At 59.7% G+C, this 19,636-nt stretch carries 13 protein-coding genes; 10 read left to right on the top strand and 3 right to left on the bottom strand.

Features of this window, described 5'->3' with window-relative positions; genetic code table 11:
* Window positions 1-31: 31 nt before the first annotated feature.
* The 3 genes from KVG85_RS12485 to KVG85_RS12475 all read right to left on the bottom strand — a co-directional run bounded on the left by KVG85_RS12485 (window position 32) and on the right by KVG85_RS12475 (window position 7,302).
* Window positions 32-391 (bottom strand): DUF6124 family protein, encoded by a 360-nt coding sequence (locus KVG85_RS12485; RefSeq protein WP_217864002.1) that lies wholly within the window; start codon window positions 389-391, stop codon window positions 32-34.
* Window positions 392-1,046: 655 nt separating this feature from the next.
* Complete coding sequence (locus KVG85_RS12480; protein WP_217864001.1) at window positions 1,047-6,707, bottom strand: hypothetical protein; 5,661 nt, start codon at window positions 6,705-6,707, stop codon at window positions 1,047-1,049.
* A gap of 235 nt (window positions 6,708-6,942) precedes the next feature.
* Window positions 6,943-7,302 carry a DUF6124 family protein gene (locus KVG85_RS12475; protein ID WP_217864000.1) on the bottom strand — a complete coding sequence of 120 codons (360 nt, stop codon included), beginning with the start codon at window positions 7,300-7,302 and terminating at the stop codon, window positions 6,943-6,945.
* 621 nt (window positions 7,303-7,923) lie between these two features.
* On the opposite strand from KVG85_RS12475, the gene flhA reads away from it, so the two are divergent.
* The 10 genes from flhA to motD all read left to right on the top strand — a co-directional run bounded on the left by flhA (window position 7,924) and on the right by motD (window position 19,606).
* The gene (gene flhA / locus KVG85_RS12470; protein WP_016771062.1) at window positions 7,924-10,053 is read left to right on the top strand and encodes a flagellar biosynthesis protein FlhA; all 2,130 of its coding nucleotides are present in this window, start codon (window positions 7,924-7,926) and stop codon (window positions 10,051-10,053) included.
* 11 nt (window positions 10,054-10,064) lie between these two features.
* Window positions 10,065-11,405: a flagellar biosynthesis GTPase FlhF gene (gene flhF, locus KVG85_RS12465; protein WP_217863999.1), complete on the top strand. Its 1,341-nt coding sequence runs from the start codon at window positions 10,065-10,067 to the stop codon at window positions 11,403-11,405.
* A gap of 116 nt (window positions 11,406-11,521) precedes the next feature.
* Window positions 11,522-12,352 carry a flagellar synthesis regulator FleN gene (gene fleN, locus KVG85_RS12460; protein ID WP_016771060.1) on the top strand — a complete coding sequence of 277 codons (831 nt, stop codon included), beginning with the start codon at window positions 11,522-11,524 and terminating at the stop codon, window positions 12,350-12,352.
* Entirely contained in the window at window positions 12,349-13,089 is a 741-nt protein-coding gene (fliA, locus tag KVG85_RS12455; protein WP_016771059.1) for an RNA polymerase sigma factor FliA, read from the top strand. The genes fleN and fliA overlap by 4 nt, the downstream gene beginning before the upstream one ends.
* A 167-nt stretch (window positions 13,090-13,256) precedes the next feature.
* Window positions 13,257-13,628, top strand: coding sequence for a chemotaxis response regulator CheY (locus KVG85_RS12450; RefSeq protein ID WP_024012118.1), 372 nt, complete (start codon window positions 13,257-13,259; stop codon window positions 13,626-13,628).
* Window positions 13,629-13,646: 18 nt separating this feature from the next.
* Entirely contained in the window at window positions 13,647-14,435 is a 789-nt protein-coding gene (locus tag KVG85_RS12445; protein WP_042607546.1) for a protein phosphatase CheZ, read from the top strand.
* Window positions 14,436-14,488: 53 nt separating this feature from the next.
* Window positions 14,489-16,768: a chemotaxis protein CheA gene (locus tag KVG85_RS12440; protein ID WP_217863998.1), complete on the top strand. Its 2,280-nt coding sequence runs from the start codon at window positions 14,489-14,491 to the stop codon at window positions 16,766-16,768.
* A 49-nt stretch (window positions 16,769-16,817) separates the two neighbouring features.
* Window positions 16,818-17,963, top strand: a complete 1,146-nt coding sequence (locus tag KVG85_RS12435; protein ID WP_056783833.1) for a protein-glutamate methylesterase/protein-glutamine glutaminase — start codon at window positions 16,818-16,820, stop codon at window positions 17,961-17,963.
* Window positions 17,963-18,703, top strand: a complete 741-nt coding sequence (locus KVG85_RS12430) for a flagellar motor protein (protein ID WP_039763601.1) — start codon at window positions 17,963-17,965, stop codon at window positions 18,701-18,703. The genes KVG85_RS12435 and KVG85_RS12430 overlap by 1 nt, the downstream gene beginning before the upstream one ends.
* Before the next feature lie 12 nt (window positions 18,704-18,715).
* Window positions 18,716-19,606 (top strand): flagellar motor protein MotD, encoded by an 891-nt coding sequence (gene motD / locus KVG85_RS12425; protein WP_016771054.1) that lies wholly within the window; start codon window positions 18,716-18,718, stop codon window positions 19,604-19,606.
* Window positions 19,607-19,636: the final 30 nt, after the last annotated feature.

Below are 19,636 nucleotides of genomic sequence, written 5' to 3'. Positions count from 1 at the left end.
CCCCTCACTCAAGGCTCGTCACACAACCGTGCTACTGCGGCAAATCCAGATTATCCATCACCCGATTCACCGCCAGTTCTCCGAGCATAATCAGTTGCGCAATCCCCAACAGCGTCCTGCGCTGCGACGCGGGGATGAGATGGGCGAAGTCATGGGCGATGGTTCTGGCAGAAGCGAGCGTTTCGCTGGCATCGGCCAGCAGCTCCTCGTTTTTGAAGTCGGCGGTAACGGCGTACATCCGGCGGGTTTTGCGTGGCGGTGGCGTGGGGCCGGGTGGGCAGAGGTAATGGTCGAGCGCGCGTTCGGCGGCGTCGTTGAGCTTTTTGGAATCGAGGGATTCGTAGGGGGAGGCGAGGTCGGTTTCGGGTGGGTTGGGTGTTGGTTTGATCATGGTGAAGCTCCTGAGGTTATGGAGCCACTCTTTCCCTGTCGCTAAACAAGTGAAGGTGGCAGCTGTACGCAGGTTAGCGAACCGGTCACAGGCACCCCGGTAGACCCAAAGGTCTCCCGCATACAGCCGCCATAACGTAATTGCGGGCGAAAAATCCCACAACGAAGCCACGAACGCTGATGCACTGAGATGGTCCGGGTCGCTAAACCCGATCGCTGATTCGTCAGCGACCGACCCACAATAGAACCCGACCCCAAAGCGCACAAGCCGGCGGATTCTGGCGTAGCTGTAGGCAATGGCGCAAGAATTTGTAGCCTGAAAGGCGTATCTGAAGGTGTCGTTTAAACGCCTGAGTTTAAAAGGCGATTTGCGCTGACTTCACTGGCCCCTTCGCGAGCAAGCTCGCTCTCACAGTTGAATTGCATTCCACTCACACATTGGGAGTGCATTTCTTTGTGGGAGCGAGCCCGCTCGCGAAAGGGGCATTTCCGGTTAGCGGACAATTCACGCTCAAACCTCTCTATTTCAGTCCTTGGCCAAAGTTGACGGTAGATAAGTCTGTACCCTTTTCTCCCCAGCCGAGCTTCAAACTCGGTTGGGGTTTTACGTCGGCTGCATTTCTGCAATTACCCGAAAGCGAGGGCAAAAAGTCTGCCTATGGCACCTTGCCAAACTCCCAATTAGTAATATAAATTTGGCCGGTTACAGTTATCCTTACCGACGCAATCCCAGGTAGTCTTCCTGAATCAATTAAATGGTACTCCGCCCCCCTGTTAATAGTCTTACTTATGGTGCCCATCGTTGCTCCGGATGAATTAAGAAAATCAAAGGTGATAGTCGTTAGCCCTGAAATGTTCCCCCCATTGGCCTTGAGATTTACTCGCTCTGTCGTTTGGCCAATAAAGTCGAGTTGATATGTAATTGATCCTGGCGAGTAGGGCACATACGGAAAGATTCTCCAATGCTCGCAGTTTATATAACAGTTCACTTGATTTTGATGCAAAAACGTAATCCTACACGTTTCAGTACTTATAGACTGGCCGATTAATAGCCGTCCCTGTGGAATATGTATGGCTTTAAGAACTGTAAAGTTCCAAGGCGCTGACTCTGGCCTCGTTCCATATAGTGCTTTTACTTTGAAACTGTGTTCTACCCTGCCGAGACCATTTACGTTAATGGTCCACTCACCAGTGGCACCATCGACGGTTGCTTCACGTTGGAGCACTGCATGATCGAAAACCTCGACTTTTAGTCCTTTGGCAGCGATGCCTCTGAGGGTCACCGCCAGTTCGGCTGTTGTCCCGCCCTTCGGAATTTCCCTGCCGCTGAGAGTCCCTTTGACAGAGGCTATGGTTGGGGCCGTCGCCACTGCCACGGTGAAGGTCCGTGCTGCCGACACAGGATTGCTCCCATACAAAGCTTTGGCGGTAAAGCTGTGCGCTGCCACAGCCAAGGCACTGACGAGCAACGTCCAGACCCCGGTTGTGGCATGTGCAGTCGCCTGACCTTTGGAGACAGTGCCGTCAAAGATTTCGACTTTCTGGCCTTTGGCCGCGACGCCGCTCAGGGTGACAGCTGTTTCAACGGTGCTGCCGCCTTGGGGAATTTCGACGCCGCTGGGAGAGCCTTTGACCGATGTCAAAGTCGGAGCGGTGGCGGCTACGACTACCACGTTCCGGGCGTTTGAAACCGATCCCCCTTGGCGCCTGGCGCGCAAGTTATAGGTGGTCCCGACACTGAGTCCAGTGAGTTGAAACGTCCATGTACCTTGCGCATTGACTTGAATGTTGGTGTTGGGCAGAGGCGCACCATAGTTCACCAGGTCAATCACGGTGCCCGGGGTGGCAATCCCGCTCAAGATGATCGTTGTATGGGTGGTTTGACCATTGTTGGGAATCTCGATCGATGCTGAGTCAGTGATCAAGCGGAGTTCGGGCACAAGAATTTGCACGACTGTCAGCGTTCTGGCAGCCGATACGGCGCCGGAACCGTAAAGCGCCTTGGCGGTGAAACTGTGCGGGGCGACCGTCAGGCCGGTGACGGTCAACGTCCAGATCCCGGTTGCCGGGTCGGCGGTGGGTTCACCTTTGGCTGTCGTGCCGTCAAGCACCCTGACTTTCTGGCCCTTGGCAGCGACACCGCTCAGGATTACGGCCGTTTCCACCGTCACCCCGCCTTGAGGGATTTCGACACCGCTGGGCGAGCCCTTCACGGAGGTCAATGTCGGGGCGGTGGCGGCCGTCACGGTCATCGTCCTGACCGCTGACTCGGCACCTGTGCCATACAACGCCTTGGCCTTGAAGCTGTGCGCAGCAACATTCAGACCTGTAACCGGCAGTTCCCATATGCCCGTTGTGCGATCGGCAGCCGCTTTGCCTTTTGAGGTTGTACCGTCGAACACTTCGATTTGCTGACCCTTGGCAGCGACGCCGGACAGCTTTACGGCGGTTTCTACCGTGAAACCTGCGTTAGGGATTTCGACACCGCTGGGCGAGCCCTTCACGGAGGTCAGTGTCGGGGCGGTGGCGGCCGTCACGGTCATCGTCCTGACCGCTGACTCGGCACCCGTGCCATACAACGCCTTGGCCTTGAAGCTGTGTGCTGCCACAGTGAGGGCACTGACGAGCAACGTCCAGACCCCGGTTGTGGCATGTGCAGTCGCCTGACCTTTGGAGACAGTGCCGTCAAAGATTTCGACTTTCTGGCCTTTGGCCGCGACGCCGCTCAGGGTGACAGCTGTTTCAACGGTGCTGCCGCCTTGGGGAATTTCGACGCCGCTGGGAGAGCCTTTGACCGATGTCAAAGTCGGAGCGGTGGCGGCTACGACTACCACGTTCCGGGCGTTTGAAACCGATCCCCCTTGGCGCCTGGCGCGCAAGTTATAGGTGGTCCCGACACTGAGTCCAGTGAGTTGAAACGTCCATGTACCTTGCGCATTGACTTGAATGTTGGTGTTGGGCAGAGGCGCACCATAGTTCACCAGGTCAATCACGGTGCCCGGGGTGGCAATCCCGCTCAAGATGATCGTTGTATGGGTGGTTTGACCATTGTTGGGAATCTCGATCGATGCTGAGTCAGTGATCAAGCGGAGTTCGGGCACAAGAATTTGCACGACTGTCAGCGTTCTGGCAGCCGATACGGCGCCGGAACCGTAAAGCGCCTTGGCGGTGAAACTGTGCGGGGCGACCGTCAGGCCGGTGACGGTCAACGTCCAGATCCCGGTTGCCGGGTCGGCGGTGGGTTCACCTTTGGCTGTCGTGCCGTCAAGCACCCTGACTTTCTGGCCCTTGGCAGCGACACCGCTCAGGATTACGGCCGTTTCCACCGTCACCCCGCCTTGAGGGATTTCGACACCGCTGGGCGAGCCCTTCACGGAGGTCAATGTCGGGGCGGTGGCGGCCGTCACGGTCATCGTCCTGACCGCTGACTCGGCACCTGTGCCATACAACGCCTTGGCCTTGAAGCTGTGCGCAGCAACATTCAGACCTGTAACCGGCAGTTCCCATATGCCCGTTGTGCGATCGGCAGCCGCTTTGCCTTTTGAGGTTGTACCGTCGAACACTTCGATTTGCTGACCCTTGGCAGCGACGCCGGACAGCTTTACGGCGGTTTCTACCGTGAAACCTGCGTTAGGGATTTCGACACCGCTGGGCGAGCCCTTCACGGAGGTCAGTGTCGGGGCGGTGGCGGCCGTCACGGTCATCGTCCTGACCGCTGACTCGGCACCCGTGCCATACAACGCCTTGGCCTTGAAGCTGTGTGCTGCCACAGTGAGGGCACTGACGAGCAACGTCCAGACCCCGGTTGTGGCATGTGCAGTCGCCTGACCTTTGGAGACAGTGCCGTCAAAGATTTCGACTTTCTGGCCTTTGGCCGCGACGCCGCTCAGGGTGACAGCTGTTTCAACGGTGCTGCCGCCTTGGGGAATTTCGACGCCGCTGGGAGAGCCTTTGACCGATGTCAAAGTCGGAGCGGTGGCGGCTACGACTACCACGTTCCGGGCGTTTGAAACCGATCCCCCTTGGCGCCTGGCGCGCAAGTTATAGGTGGTCCCGACACTGAGTCCAGTGAGTTGAAACGTCCATGTACCTTGCGCATTGACTTGAATGTTGGTGTTGGGCAGAGGCGCACCATAGTTCACCAGGTCAATCACGGTGCCCGGGGTGGCAATCCCGCTCAAGATGATCGTTGTATGGGTGGTTTGACCATTGTTGGGAATCTCGATCGATGCTGAGTCAGTGATCAAGCGGAGTTCGGGCACAAGAATTTGCACGACTGTCAGCGTTCTGGCAGCCGATACGGCGCCGGAACCGTAAAGCGCCTTGGCGGTGAAACTGTGCGGGGCGACCGTCAGGCCGGTGACGGTCAACGTCCAGATCCCGGTTGCCGGGTCGGCGGTGGGTTCACCTTTGGCTGTCGTGCCGTCAAGCACCCTGATTTTCTGGCCCTTGGCAGCGACACCGCTCAGGATTACGGCCGTTTCCACCGTCACCCCGCCTTGAGGGATTTCGACACCGCTGGGCGAGCCCTTCACGGAGGTCAATGTCGGGGCGGTGGCGGCTGTGACGGTCAGTGTTCTGGCGGCCGACACGGCACCTGAACCGTACAGCGCCTTGGCAGTAAAGCTGTGCGTGGAGAGAGTCAGTCCCGTCACCTCAAGTTCCCATTTGCCGGTGCTGCCATTCACCTCCGCGCTGCCTCTCGAGACAGCGCCATCAAAAATCTCGACTTTCAGACGCGGTGTGGCGGTGCCGCTCAATTTGATGGCGGTATCGGATGTGAACCCGTTGTTGGGTATTTCCACGCCTGCGGAGTCCTTCACCGAATCTATGACAGGCGTCAGTGCATCCGAAAGGGTGAACGTCCTGTCTGCAGAGACCTGCCCCGTGCCGTAGTCTGCTTTCGCGGTAAATGTCCGAGTTCCGACGCCCGACAACGTGGTTTCGTAAGTCCATTCGCCATCTGCATTGACCGGCCATTTTCCTTTTGAGGTACTTCCCTCGAGAACCTCGACTCGCTGCCGTGGTGTCGCAGTACCGGTCAGCTTCACCTGAGGATCGACGGTGCCACCGTTATGTGGAATCTCTTTGTTTAGGGAGTCTTTTACCGAGGTGATTTCTGGTTGCAGATCAATCGGGGCCGTGTCGCTTACCTCAGCTTTGGCCGTGTAGGAACTTCCCACAAGATCGCCATCAGGCTTGCGCAGTTCGTAGGTGACGGTGACGTTGCTCGCCGCAAATATCTTGTCGTTGGCTACCTCAAGAAACAGGGTTTTTTTGACTCCGAACGGATCCGCTTCGACTTTGCCGGGGACAGTCACCACTACGTCGACAGGTTGCCCCGTGTTAGTCGCGGTATAGGTCGCGATAACGTCGTAGCCCACGACGAAACGGTTATCGGTGGTCAGGACGACCAGCAGCAGCGGATTACCCGCGAGTTTTTCCAGATCGATGATGCTCGCGTCATCACCGGGATAGTCTTCCGGGCGTTCCAGCAGGATCGGCATCGGCAGACGAGTGCCATCCAGATCCTCATCCACCGTCTGCAACGGCGACCACGGCGCAACAGTATCCGGGCCGTTGCCGATCTGGTCGGTGACGGTGTAGGAAAAATGCAGTTTTTTATCCAGCCGTTTCGCCTTGTCGAGAAACACGCGAGTGACGGTGAAGCAAATGGTGATGGGGTGTTCGTCACCGGGATTCGGCGGTTGCGGCGCCTGATTCGGATTGACCTTGGGCTTGGGTTCCAGCAGTTCGCCGTTGCACTTGAGGGTGATGACGTCATAAGCCCTGCAATACGGGTAGGCCACGCACACTTCGGCGCTGACGAAGTCCGGGCCGACGCCGTTCTTGATCACGTCCGGCAATAGCAACTTGAGTTCGGAGTGGCCACCCGGGTCGGTCAGGCGATCCTTCAGCCCGGGGCGGATGCGGTTGTAGAGGATTTCCAGCGGTGGTGTGAAAGTGCCGATATTGCTGCTGCCGCGCCTAACGGTGTAGTACAGCTTGTTGACCAGGTCCGGATGCAGTCGGCCCTTGGGAATGCGTAACGTGGTGCGCACGTTCGGATCGACAATTGTTTCGCTGTCCAGCGCAGCTGACTCCCCCTCAAGCCAAAGCTCCATGACATCGCCGGGATCCATGGTGCCCGCCAACGGTGGATCGACGAGGACAACGGCGCCTTCTCCGTCGGTGACCAGATCATAGGCCACCAAAGGCACGCCAATATGTGCGCCTACCACAGGCGTGGTCTGGCCGTTGATCATCGGCGGGCTCAGGACGAGGACGGTATTGTCCGGTGGGATTGAGGTGATCATGAAGTAGGCTCCTGCGCGAGGGAACGTGCAGGGGGTATCAGAGCGCATAATTGAAAGTTGCGCACCTGTCAGATCTGACAGGTGAAGACATGTCTCCGACGAATGGTCATTGGGTGAATAAAAAAACTGCCGTCCCGGTTGCTTCGGAACGGCGGTTTTTTGGGGGGAAGATATTGCCTGTAAGTCAGCTTTCGCGAGCAGGCTCGCTCCCACTGGGATAATGGGTCAGGAGGCGCTAGTGCGGCAATTCCAGATTATCCAGCACCCGATTCACCGCCAATTCTCCGAGCATGATCAGTTGTGCGATGCCCATCAATGTTCGGCGTTGCGATGGCTTGACCAGTCCGGCGAATTCCTGGGCGATGGTTTTGGCCGAGGCGAGGGTTTCGCAGGCGTTGGCCAGCAGGTCTTCGTTTTTGGTGTCGGCGGTGACGGCGTACATGGCGCGGGGGCTGAAGGGTGGCGGGGTGGAGCCGGGTGGGCAGAGGTAGTGGTCGAGGGCGCGATCGGCGGCTTGATGAAGTTTTTTCGAATCGAGGGATTCGTAGGGGGAGGTGGGGTCGGATTCGGGCGGGTTGGGTGTTGGTTTGATCATGGTGAAGCTCCTTTGAAGTGGAGCCGCTACAACCTGTCGCTAAACAGGAAGGGTGGCGGCTGTACGCGGGTTAGCGAACCGGTCAAAGGCACCCGGCAGACCCGAAGGTCTCCCGCATACAGCCACCATGACGAAATCGCGAACATACAGATCCGCAACGAAGCCTGGAACGCTGATGCACCTTTGACATGAGTTCGAGTCGCTAAACCCGATCGCTGATTCGTCAGCGACCGGACAACAATAGAACCCGACCCCAAAGCGCACAAGCCGGCGGATTCTGGCTTGGCTGTAGGCAATGGCGCAAGGATTTGTAGCCTTGAGACCGTGTCTGCAGGTGTCTTTTAAACAGCTTCGTTTAAATCGAAAAAATGCGCCGCATTCGATGGCCTCTTCGCGAGCAGGCTCGCTCCCACAGGGGCCGTATTCCAAATGTCCGATTGGGAATGCATTTCAAACTGTGGGAGCGAGCCTGCTCGCGAAGGGGCCAGCCCAATCAGCCGACAATCACAAGCAAAACCGCTCTATTTCATTCCCCGGCAAAAGTTGGAAAGCTTCTTGCAATAGCCGCCCTGCGCCCGTTCGGGGCGTCAAAAGTTTGCTTTAAAGGAACGGGGAAAACCGGTGGATCGCACTCAGTTATTCAATACAGCACGCACCAACGTTGCCGATCTCAGTCGAGGCAATTTGGGCGTGCCGTTGTTGCTGCTGGTCATGCTGGCGATGATGATGTTGCCGGTACCGCCGTTCCTGCTCGACGTCTTCTTTACCTTCAACATTGCCCTGTCCATCGTCGTCCTGCTGGTCTGCGTGTATGCGCTGCGGCCGCTGGATTTCGCCGTGTTCCCGACCATTCTGCTGGTCGCAACGTTGCTGCGCCTGGCTTTGAACGTGGCCTCGACGCGGGTGGTGATGCTCCACGGTCAGGACGGCCACGCCGCCGCCGGTAAGGTGATTCAGGCCTTCGGTGAGGTGGTGATCGGCGGTAACTACGTGGTCGGTATCGTGGTTTTCGCGATCCTCATGATCATCAACTTCGTCGTGGTAACCAAAGGTGCCGGGCGAATTTCCGAGGTGAGCGCGCGTTTCACCCTCGATGCGATGCCCGGCAAACAAATGGCGATCGACGCCGACCTCAACGCCGGCCTGATCGACCAGAATCAAGCCAAGTCGCGCCGTCAGGAAGTCGCCCAGGAGGCGGAGTTCTACGGTTCGATGGACGGTGCCAGCAAGTTCGTCCGTGGTGACGCGATCGCCGGCCTGCTGATTCTGTTCATCAACCTCATCGGCGGTATGGCGGTCGGTATCTTCCAGCACGGCATGAGCTTCGGCGATGCGGGCAAGGTTTACGCCTTGCTGACCATCGGTGACGGTTTAGTGGCGCAATTGCCATCACTGTTGTTATCTACAGCAGCGGCGATCATGGTGACCCGTGCTTCCGGCTCGGAAGACATGGGCAAGCAGATCAACCGGCAGATGTTCGCCTCGCCGAAAGCGCTGGCCGTGGCCGCTGGTTTGATGGCGGTGATGGGCCTGGTGCCCGGCATGCCGCACTTCTCGTTCCTGAGCATGGCCGCGCTGGCCGCAGGCGGCGCATACCTGTTCTGGAAAAAGCAGAACGTTGCCAAGGTCGTGGCGCTGGAAGAGGTCAAGCGTCAGCAGGAACTGCTGCCGTCGCCGGCCCGCGCCATGGAAACCAAGGAGCTGGGCTGGGACGACGTGACGCCGATCGACATGATCGGCCTCGAAGTCGGCTATCGCCTGATCCCGTTGGTGGACCGCAATCAGGGTGGGCAATTGCTCGCGCGGATCAAGGGCGTGCGCAAGAAGCTCTCGCAGGATCTGGGCTTCCTGATGCCGACCGTGCACATCCGCGACAACCTCGATCTGGCGCCGAGCGCTTACCGCCTGACGCTGATGGGCGTGATTCTCGCCGAGGCCGAGATCTACCCGGATCGCGAACTGGCGATCAACCCGGGCCAGGTGTACGGCTCGCTCAACGGGATCAACGCCAAAGATCCGGCTTTCGGCCTCGAGGCGGTGTGGATCGAAATCAGCCAGCGTGCCCAGGCGCAATCGCTCGGCTATACCGTGGTTGACGCCAGCACCGTGGTCGCCACGCACTTGAACCAGATTCTGTACAAGCACTCCAGTGAGCTGATCGGCCACGAGGAAGTGCAGCAACTCATGCAATTGCTGGCCAAGAGCTCGCCGAAACTGGCTGAAGAGCTGGTGCCGGGCGTGGTTTCGCTGTCGCAGTTGCTCAAGGTTCTGCAAGCGCTGCTCGCCGAGCACGTGCCGGTGCGCGACATTCGCAGCATCGCCGAGGCGATCGCGAACAACGCCGCGAAGAGTCAAGATACCGCCGCGCTGGTCGCCGCTGTGCGGGTCGGCGTATCGCGCGCCATCGTCCAAAGCATTGTAGGCACTGAGTCCGAGCTGCCTGTAATCACATTGGAACCAAGGTTGGAACAGATATTGCTCAATAGTCTGCAGAAGGCAGGACAAGGCTCGGAAGAGGGCGTTCTGCTGGAGCCGAGCATGGCCGAGAAGCTGCAGCGTTCGTTGATCGAAGCGGCCCAGCGTCAGGAAATGCAAGGCCAACCGGTGATCCTGCTGGTAGCAGGCCCGATTCGCGCGATGCTCTCGCGCTTCGGCCGCCTCGCAGTGCCAGGGCTGCATGTACTGGCCTACCAGGAAGTACCGGACAACAAGCAAGTGACCATCGTTGCGACAGTAGGGCCCAACGGCTGAGGTAGTGGTTTATGCAAGTTAAGCGTTTTTTCGCCGCCGATATGCGTCAGGCCATGAAGCTGGTTCGCGATGAGCTGGGCGCTGATGCCGCCATCATCGGCAACCGCCGCATTGCCGGCGGCGTCGAGTTGACGGCGGCTCTGGATTACAAATTGTCGGCGCTGGCGCCACGGGTTCCGAACATGGAACTCGAAGACGAGCTGCGCAAGACCCAGTCGCGCATCGTCACCGCCCAGGCCGAGCTGAGCCTGCGTGGCGAAGCCGACGGCAACACCAATCAGCAGTTGTTCGCAGGGCTGCCGTTGACCGCAGGCCTGCCGCTGACTGCTGCCGAGCCGCTGAGCGAGCCGACCTACGCCGCACCGACGCGCCCGGCCGCAGCACCTGCGCAGGCCTCGGCGGGTGTCGATCCGCGTGCGCTGGAGTCGATGCGTTTTGAATTGAACAGCCTGCGCGAGCTGATGGAAGTGCAGCTCGGCACCCTGGCCTGGAATCAGCTGCAAGGCAGCCGTCCGGCCCAGGCCAATCTGTATCGCCGTCTGCAGCGCATTGGCCTGTCCGGCCCGCTGTCGCGCGATCTGCTGGCGATGATCACCGATATCGAAGAACCCCGTCAGGCCTGGCGCATGCTGCTGGCCCACCTGGCGCGGATGATTGCCGTACCGGAAGTCGAGCCGCTGGAAGAGGGCGGTGTGATTGCCATGGTCGGCCCCGCCGGCATGGGCAAGACCACCACGCTGGCCAAGCTCGCCGCGCGTTACGTGCTCAAGTACGGCGCGCAGAACGTTGCACTGGTGAGCATGGACAGCTTCCGCATCGGCGCGCAGGAACAACTGAAAACCCTCGGGCGCATCCTCAACGTGCCGGTAACGCACGTCGATCCGGGTCAGTCGCTGGTGCAGGCATTGGATCCACTGCTACGCAAACGCGTGGTTTTGATCGATACTGCCGGCCTGCAAGCCAGTGATCCGGCGTTGCGCATGCAGCTTGAGAGCCTGGCCGGGCGTGGCATTCGCTCAAAAAACTATCTGGTCCTGGCAACCACCAGCCAGAAACAGGTTCTAACCGCCGCTTATCACAGTTACAAGCGTTGCGGGCTGGCCGGCTGCATCCTGACTAAACTGGATGAAACGGCCAGTCTCGGCGAAGTGTTGAGCCTGGCGATCAGTCATGAATTGCCGGTCGCGTATCTGACCGATGGCCCACGGATTCCGGATGATTTGCATCTGCCGCGTCGTCATCAGTTGGTCAGCCGCGCCGTCAGCGTGCAAATGCAGGAAGAACCCAGCGAAGAAGCCATGGCTGACATGTTCGCTGATATCTATCACAGCCCGACCAAGCAGGTTGGCTGAGGTAATCATGAACAGTTTTTGTACCTACATCGATGGTCTGCCACGCATTGTTCCGATCAGGAACGCGCAGCCAGTAATGTGGCCTCCGTCTATGCAAGACAAGGTAAAGAAATAACATGGGCAGCATGCATCCCGTACAGGTGATCGCGGTGACCGGCGGCAAAGGTGGCGTCGGCAAGACTAACGTGTCAGTGAACTTGTCGCTGGCGCTGGCAGAGCTTGGCCGTCGGGTCATGCTGCTGGACGCCGACCTGGGCCTGGCGAACGTCGACGTTCTGCTGGGGCTGACACCCAAGCGCACACTGGCCGACGTCATCGAAGGCCGTTGCGAACTGCGCGACGTGCTGTTGCAGGGCCCGGGCGGGATTCGCATCGTGCCGGCGGCCTCCGGCACGCAGAGCATGGTGCACCTGAGCCCGGCGCAGCACGCCGGCCTGATCCAGGCGTTCAGCGACATCGGCGACAATCTCGACGTGCTGGTGATCGACACCGCTGCGGGTATTGGTGACTCGGTAGTCAGTTTCGTACGCGCCGCCCAGGAAGTGTTGCTGGTGGTCTGCGACGAGCCGACTTCGATCACCGACGCTTACGCGCTGATCAAGTTGCTCAACCGCGACTACGGCATGAACCGCTTCCGCGTACTGGCCAACATGGCGCAGAGCCCGCAGGAAGGGCGCAACCTGTTCGCCAAGTTGACCAAGGTCACGGATCGCTTCCTCGACGTCGCCCTACAATACGTCGGCGCCGTGCCGTACGACGAAAGCGTGCGCAAGGCCGTGCAGAAGCAGCGCGCCGTCTACGAAGCCTTTCCCCGTTCCAAGTGCGCGCTGGCCTTCAAGGCCATCGCCCAGAAGGTCGACACCTGGCCGCTGCCGGCCAACCCGCGCGGGCATCTGGAATTTTTCGTCGAGCGTCTCGTGCAGCAAACCGCAGGGCCTGTGATATGACCGCCAGTGGCATGAATCTTTACAAAAAGTCGGCGCGTGACGCGCAATACGAATTGATCGAGCGTTACGCGCCACTGGTCAAACGCATTGCCTATCACTTGCTGGCGCGCCTGCCGGCCAGCGTGCAGGTCGAAGACCTGATCCAGGCCGGGATGATCGGTTTGCTCGAAGTCTCGACCAAATACGACGCCAGCAAAGGCGCCAGTTTCGAAACGTACGCGGGCATTCGAATCCGCGGCGCGATGCTCGATGAAGTGCGCAAAGGGGATTGGGCGCCACGCTCGGTTCACCGTAATACCAGGATGGTCAGCGACGCGATTCGCTCGATTGAAGCTAAAACCGGCCGTGACGCTAAAGATCACGAGGTTGCGGCCGAACTCCAATTGAGTCTCGACGATTACTACGGGATTCTGAATGACACCTTGGGCAGTCGCCTGTTCAGTTTCGACGACCTGTTGCAGGACGGCGAACACGAAGGGCTGCACGAGGATGGCGCGAGTGCTCATATGGAGCCGTCACGCGATCTGGAAGATGAACGCTTCCAGGCGGCGCTGGCGGACGCGATTGCCAATTTGCCGGAGCGTGAGCGACTGGTGTTGGCGCTGTACTACGACGAAGAGCTGAACCTCAAGGAAATCGGTGAAGTCCTTGGCGTCAGTGAATCGCGGGTCAGCCAGTTACACAGCCAGTGCGCGGCCCGTCTGCGGGGGCGTTTGGGGGAGTGGCGAGCGCGCTGAAGGCAGTGTGGGGACACTGCGAAACGAGGCTGGTGCGGTGATGAACGGCGCCGGTCTCGATCCGTTGTGCTCCAGACAAACTTTAAGTGCTGCGCCGATTGATTGAAGTGGCGCGTCCAGGTGCTGGGCGCGTTTAAGACTGCTTGGAGGTCGAATTGAACAAAGACATGAAAATCCTCATCGTTGATGACTTCTCAACGATGCGGCGGATCATCAAGAACCTGCTGCGCGATCTTGGGTTCACCAACACCGTCGAGGCCGACGATGGCACCACTGCCATTCCGGTGCTCAACAGCGGCAGCATCGACTTTCTGGTAACGGACTGGAACATGCCGGGCATGACCGGTATCGACCTGCTGCGTCACGTGCGCGCCGATGAAAAACTCAAGCACCTCCCGGTGTTGATGGTGACTGCTGAAGCCAAGCGCGAGCAGATCATCGAGGCCGCCCAGGCCGGTGTGAACGGTTACGTGGTCAAACCTTTCACGGCTCAAGCGTTGAAAGACAAAATCGAGAAGATTTTCGAACGCATCGGCTGATGAATGCGCGGGGGAGCTATGGAGCATAACGAATCATCACAGGGCGATTTCGAATCGACCCTGAAAAAACACGCGGTCGAACTGGTCGAGAGCCTTGAAAAAGGCAGGTTCGGCGACGCGGTGCAACTGATCCATGAGCTCAATCAGACCCGTGACCGCGGCCTGTATCAGGAAGTGGGCAAGCTCACACGTGAACTGCACAGTGCGATCGTCAATTTCCAGATTGATCCGCACATGCCGCAGGCCGAGGAAGTGTCGCAAATCACCGACGCCACCGAACGCCTGGGCTATGTGGTCAAGCTGACGGAAGCCGCGGCCAACCGCACCATGGATCTGGTGGAAAGCGCCACGCCGGTGGTCAACAGTCTCGCTGATGAAGCGCAGACGTTGAGCGCCGATTGGGGCCGCTTCATGCGTCGCGAGGTCGGGGCTGAAGAGTTCCGTGAACTGGCGCGCCGGGTCGACGGTTTTCTGTCACGCAGCAGCACGGACAACCGTGCGGTGTCGAGCAACCTCAATGACATCCTGCTGGCTCAGGATTACCAGGACCTCACAGGTCAAGTGATCAAGCGTGTGACCCAATTGGTCACCGAAGTCGAAAGCAATCTGCTCAAACTCGTGCTCATGGCCAGTCAGGTCGACCGCTTTGCGGGCATCGAACATGACCGCGCCGCAATGCTTGCTGAAAAAGATCCACAAAAACATCTCTCGCAGGGTGAAGGTCCGCAGATTCATGCCGATAAACGAGAAGACGTTGTGTCCGGTCAGGACGATGTGGACGATTTGTTATCCAGCCTTGGATTCTAGAGTTTCGGAATTCGGGTTTTTTGGGTTTTTAGACCTGTAGGAGCACCCCATTAATGAGCTTCGGCGCCGATGAAGAGATCCTTCAGGATTTCCTGGTTGAGGCCGGCGAGATTCTTGAGCAACTGTCCGAACAACTGGTCGAGCTGGAAAGCCGCCCGGATGATGCAGATCTGCTCAATGCAATTTTTCGCGGTTTCCACACTGTAAAAGGGGGCGCCGGCTTCCTTCAGCTCAATGAGCTGGTGGAGTGCTGTCACATCGCCGAAAACGTCTTCGACATCCTGCGCAAGGGTGAGCGTCGCGTTGATGCAGAACTGATGGACGTGGTGCTCGAGGCACTGGACGCGGTGAACAGCATGTTCAGCGAAGTCCGTGAGCGTGCACCGATCACCGCTGCGACGCCGGAACTGCTGGCCGCGCTGGCGCGTCTGGCCGAGCCGCAATCGGCGGATGAAGCCCCGGCTTCGCCGGTTGCCGAGATGATCGAAGAACTGGTCGTTGAAAGCGACTCCTCGGAAGACATCACCGATAACGAATTCGAACAATTGCTGGACTCGCTGAACGCCGTCAAGGCCCAGGCTGAGGCTCCGGCTGCTGCTGTGGCGCCCGCGCCGGTTGCCGACACGGCGGCCAGCGATGAAATCACCGACGCCGAATTTGAGTCGCTGCTCGATCAGCTGCACGGCAAGGGCCAGTTTGCTGTCGATGCGGTCGCTCCGGCGCCAGCACCAGCGGCTCCGGCTGCGCCTGCTGCAGGCGACAGCTCGGACATCACCGACGACGAATTCGAAGCCTTGCTCGATCAGTTGCACGGCAAGGGCAACTTCGCCGTTGACGCGCTGGAATCGGCCATCGCTTCGGCCCCGGCCGCACCTGCTGCACCGGCAGCCGCTGCGGCGGGCAGCGACCTGATCAGCGATCACGAATTCGAATCGCTGCTCGACGAATTGCACGGCAAAGGCAAGTTTGACGCCAGCGCTGCGACTGCCGGCTCTGCGTCGAGCGTCGCCACGCCAGCGGCGAAAGCTCCGGCTGCCGCTGCTGCGCCGAAACCTGCCGCCAAGCCTGAACCGAAAGCCGAGGCGCCGAAACCGGCCGCCGCTGCTGCACCGGCTGCGGCCCGTGCGCCAGCCGCTGCACCGGCAGAAAAACCGGCCAGCGAAGCAGAAACCACCGTGCGCGTCGATACCGCGCGGCTCGACGAGATCATGAACATGGTCGGCGAGCTGGTGCTGGTGCGTAACCGTCTGGTGCGCCTGGGCCTCAACAGCGGCGACGAAGCCATGTCCAAGGCCGTGTCGAACCTCGACGTGGTCACCGCTGACCTGCAGACCGCCGTAATGAAGACGCGGATGCAGCCGATCAAGAAGGTCTTCGGGCGCTTCCCGCGTCTGGTCCGCGACCTCGCACGGCAGCTCAAGAAAGAGATCAACCTGGAACTGGTGGGTGAAGAAACCGACCTCGACAAAAACCTTGTCGAGGCTCTGGCCGACCCGCTGGTCCACTTGGTGCGCAACGCCGTCGACCATGGCATCGAGTCGCCGGAAGAACGTGAAGCATCGGGCAAGGCCCGTGGCGGTCGCGTGGTGCTGGCGGCCGAGCAGGAAGGCGACCATATCCTCCTGTCGATCTCCGACGACGGCAAAGGCATGGACCCGAACGTCCTGCGTTCGATCGCGGTAAAACGCGGTGTGATGGACAAGGACGCCGCCGATCGCTTGAGCGATACCGAGTGCTACAACCTGATTTTCGCCCCGGGTTTCTCGACCAAGACCGAGATCTCCGACGTGTCCGGCCGTGGTGTCGGCATGGACGTGGTGAAGACCAAGATTTCCCAGCTCAACGGTTCGATCAACATCTACTCGACCAAGGGCCAGGGCTCGAAGATCGTCATCAAGGTGCCGTTGACCCTGGCGATCATGCCGACGCTGATGGTCATGCTCGGCAATCAGGCCTTTGCGTTCCCGCTGGTCAACGTCAACGAAATCTTCCACCTCGACCTGTCGACCACCAATGTCGTCGACGGTCAGGAAGTGGTGATCGTGCGCGACAAGGCGCTGCCATTGTTCTACCTCAAGCGCTGGCTGGTCAGCTCCGCCGCTCACGAAGAGCAGCGCGAAGGCCATGTGGTGATTCTTTCGGTGGGCACTCAGCGGATCGGCTTCGTCGTCGATCAACTGGTCGGCCAGGAAGAAGTGGTCATCAAGCCATTGGGCAAAATGCTCCAGGGAACTCCGGGCATGTCCGGCGCCACCATCACCGGTGACGGCCGCATTGCGCTGATTCTCGATGTTCCAAGCATGCTCAAGCGTTACGCCACAAAGCGTATTTGAATCCGGGGCGGCGGCGCGATGACGCGCCGCTGCACCTAATGGAGTGTTTATGGCAGTCAAAGTCCTGGTGGTGGACGATTCGGGTTTTTTCCGCCGCCGCGTCTCGGAAATTCTTTCGGCGGATCCGAGCATCCAGGTGGTCGGCACGGCCACCAACGGTAAAGAGGCGATCGATCAGGCCATGGCACTCAAGCCTGACGTGATCACCATGGACTACGAGATGCCGATGATGGACGGCATCACGGCAGTGCGGCACATCATGCAGCGCTGCCCGACCCCGGTGTTGATGTTCTCCTCGCTGACCCACGAAGGCGCGCGGGTCACCCTCGATGCGCTGGACGCCGGCGCGGTGGATTTCCTGCCGAAGAATTTCGAAGACATCTCGCGCAACCCCGAGAAGGTCAAGCAGCTGCTGTGCGAGAAAGTCCACAGCATCTCGCGCAGCAATCGTCGTTTCAGTGCCTACAGCGCGCCGGCTCCCGCCGCTGCGCCAGCGCCGACGCCTGCTCCGGCAGCGTCGAGCTACGGCAGCCACACGAGCCACAGCAGCCCTGTCCCGGCACGTCCGGCGCCTGCGCCAGCGCCTGCCCGTGCATCCGCTGCCAGCGCTTCGTCGCCAGCACCGAAACGCAAAGCCTACAAACTGGTTGCCATCGGTACCTCGACCGGCGGCCCGGTCGCGCTGCAACGCGTACTGACGCAGTTGCCGGCGAACTTCCCGGCGCCGATCGTGCTGATCCAGCACATGCCGGCGGCGTTCACCAAAGCGTTTGCCGAACGTCTCGACAAGCTCTGCCGTATCAGCGTCAAGGAAGCCGAGGATGGCGACATCCTGCGTCCGGGCCTGGCGCTGCTGGCACCGGGTGGCAAGCAGATGATGATCGACGGCCGTGGCGCGGTGAAGATTCTGCCGGGTGACGAACGTCTGAATTACAAGCCGTGCGTGGACATCACCTTCGGTTCTGCAGCCAAGTCTTACGGCGACAAAGTTCTGGCAGTGGTGCTGACCGGCATGGGCGCCGACGGCCGCGAAGGCGCGCGTCTGCTCAAGCAGGGCGGCAGTTCGGTGTGGGCGCAGGACGAAGCAAGCTGCGTGATCTACGGCATGCCGATGGCCATCGTCAAAGCCGATCTGGCTGACGCGGTGTACGGTCTGGACGACATCGGCAAGCACATCGTCGAGGCGTGTATCTGATGGATGTTCTCAGCCTTATCGGCCTCATCATGGCGTTTGTCGCCATCATCGGCGGCAACTACCTTGAAGGCGGTCACCTCGGCGCGCTGGCCAACGGCCCGGCAGCGCTGATCGTGCTAGGCGGCACGGTCGGTGCTGCGCTGCTGCAATCGCCGATGAGCGCGTTCAAGCGCGCCATGCAGATTCTCGCCTGGATCTTCTTTCCGCCGCGTGTCGACCTGGCCGGCGGCATCGACCGCGTGGTCAATTGGAGCCTGACGGCGCGCAAGGAAGGCTTGCTCGGCCTCGAAGGCGTGGCCGACGCCGAACCTGACAGCTACTCGCGCAAAGGTCTGCAACTGCTGGTCGATGGCGCCGAGCCGGAAGCCATTCGCAGCATTCTCGAAGTGGATTTCTACACCCAGGAATCCCGCGATATCGAAGCGGCCAAAGTGTTCGAAAGCATGGGCGGCTATGCGCCGACCATTGGCATCATCGGTGCGGTGATGGGCCTGATTCACGTAATGGGCAACCTCGCCGATCCGTCGCAACTGGGTAACGGCATTGCCGTGGCGTTCGTCGCGACCATCTATGGCGTGGCCAGTGCCAACCTGATCCTCTTGCCGGTCGCGGCCAAGCTCAAGTCCATTGCGTTGCGGCAGTCGCGTTATCGCGAAATGTTGCTGGAAGGAATTCTGTCGATCGCCGAAGGTGAAAACCCTCGTTCCATTGAGTTGAAGCTGCAAGGCTTCATGGACTAAGGGAATAACCTCATGGCTCGTCGTCGCCACCAGGAAGAACACGTCAATCACGAGCGCTGGCTCGTGTCCTACGCGGATTTCATCACTTTGCTGTTCGCGTTTTTCGTGGTGATGTACTCGATCTCGTCGATCAACGAAGGCAAGTACAAAGTCATTTCCGAAGCGCTGATCGGCGTGTTTACCGACTCCGACCGCTCGCTCAAACCGATTCCGATCGGCGACGAACGACCGAAAACCGTGACCCCGGCCAAGCCGCTGGTCAAGGATGCCGAGCAGGTCGACGCCGGCATTTCCGGGGCCAGCGATCCGCTGAAAAGCATCGCCGATGACATCAGCGCCGCGTTCGGTGACTTGATCAGCTCCAACCAGATGACCGTGCGCGGCAACGAGTTGTGGGTCGAGATCGAGCTCAATTCCAGCCTGTTGTTTGGCAGCGGCGACGCCATGCCGAGCGACATCGCGTTCAACATCATCGACAAGGTCGCGGCGATCCTCAAACCGTTCGACAACCCGATCCACGTCGAAGGCTTCACCGACGATCAACCGATCCGCACCGCGCAGTACCCGACCAACTGGGAACTGTCCTCGGCGCGCTCGGCGAGCATCGTGCGCATGCTCGCCATGCAGGGCGTAAACCCTGGGCGACTGGCGTCGGTGGGCTACGGCGAATTCCAGCCGGTGGCCAACAACGCCACGGTCGAAGGCCGGGCGAAGAACCGTCGCGTGGTGCTGGTGGTGTCGCGCAATCTCGATGTACGCCGCAGCCTCACCGGCACCGGAACCGCCAATGCGCAACCGGACGCGGCGTTGAAGCGCGCTGGCACACAAACTGCACCGACCCCGGTCAAGACGCCGGGACGCGAGAGTGCCGTCAATTCTCCGTCGCCCGCATTAACACGCTGAAGCATGTCTCGACCAATCAACCTGGCCGGG

Origin of the sequence: Pseudomonas triticicola (assembly GCF_019145375.1) — a bacterium.
Lineage (GTDB): Bacteria > Pseudomonadota > Gammaproteobacteria > Pseudomonadales > Pseudomonadaceae > Aquipseudomonas > Aquipseudomonas triticicola.
This window is presented reverse-complemented; position numbering and strand designations above follow the sequence as displayed.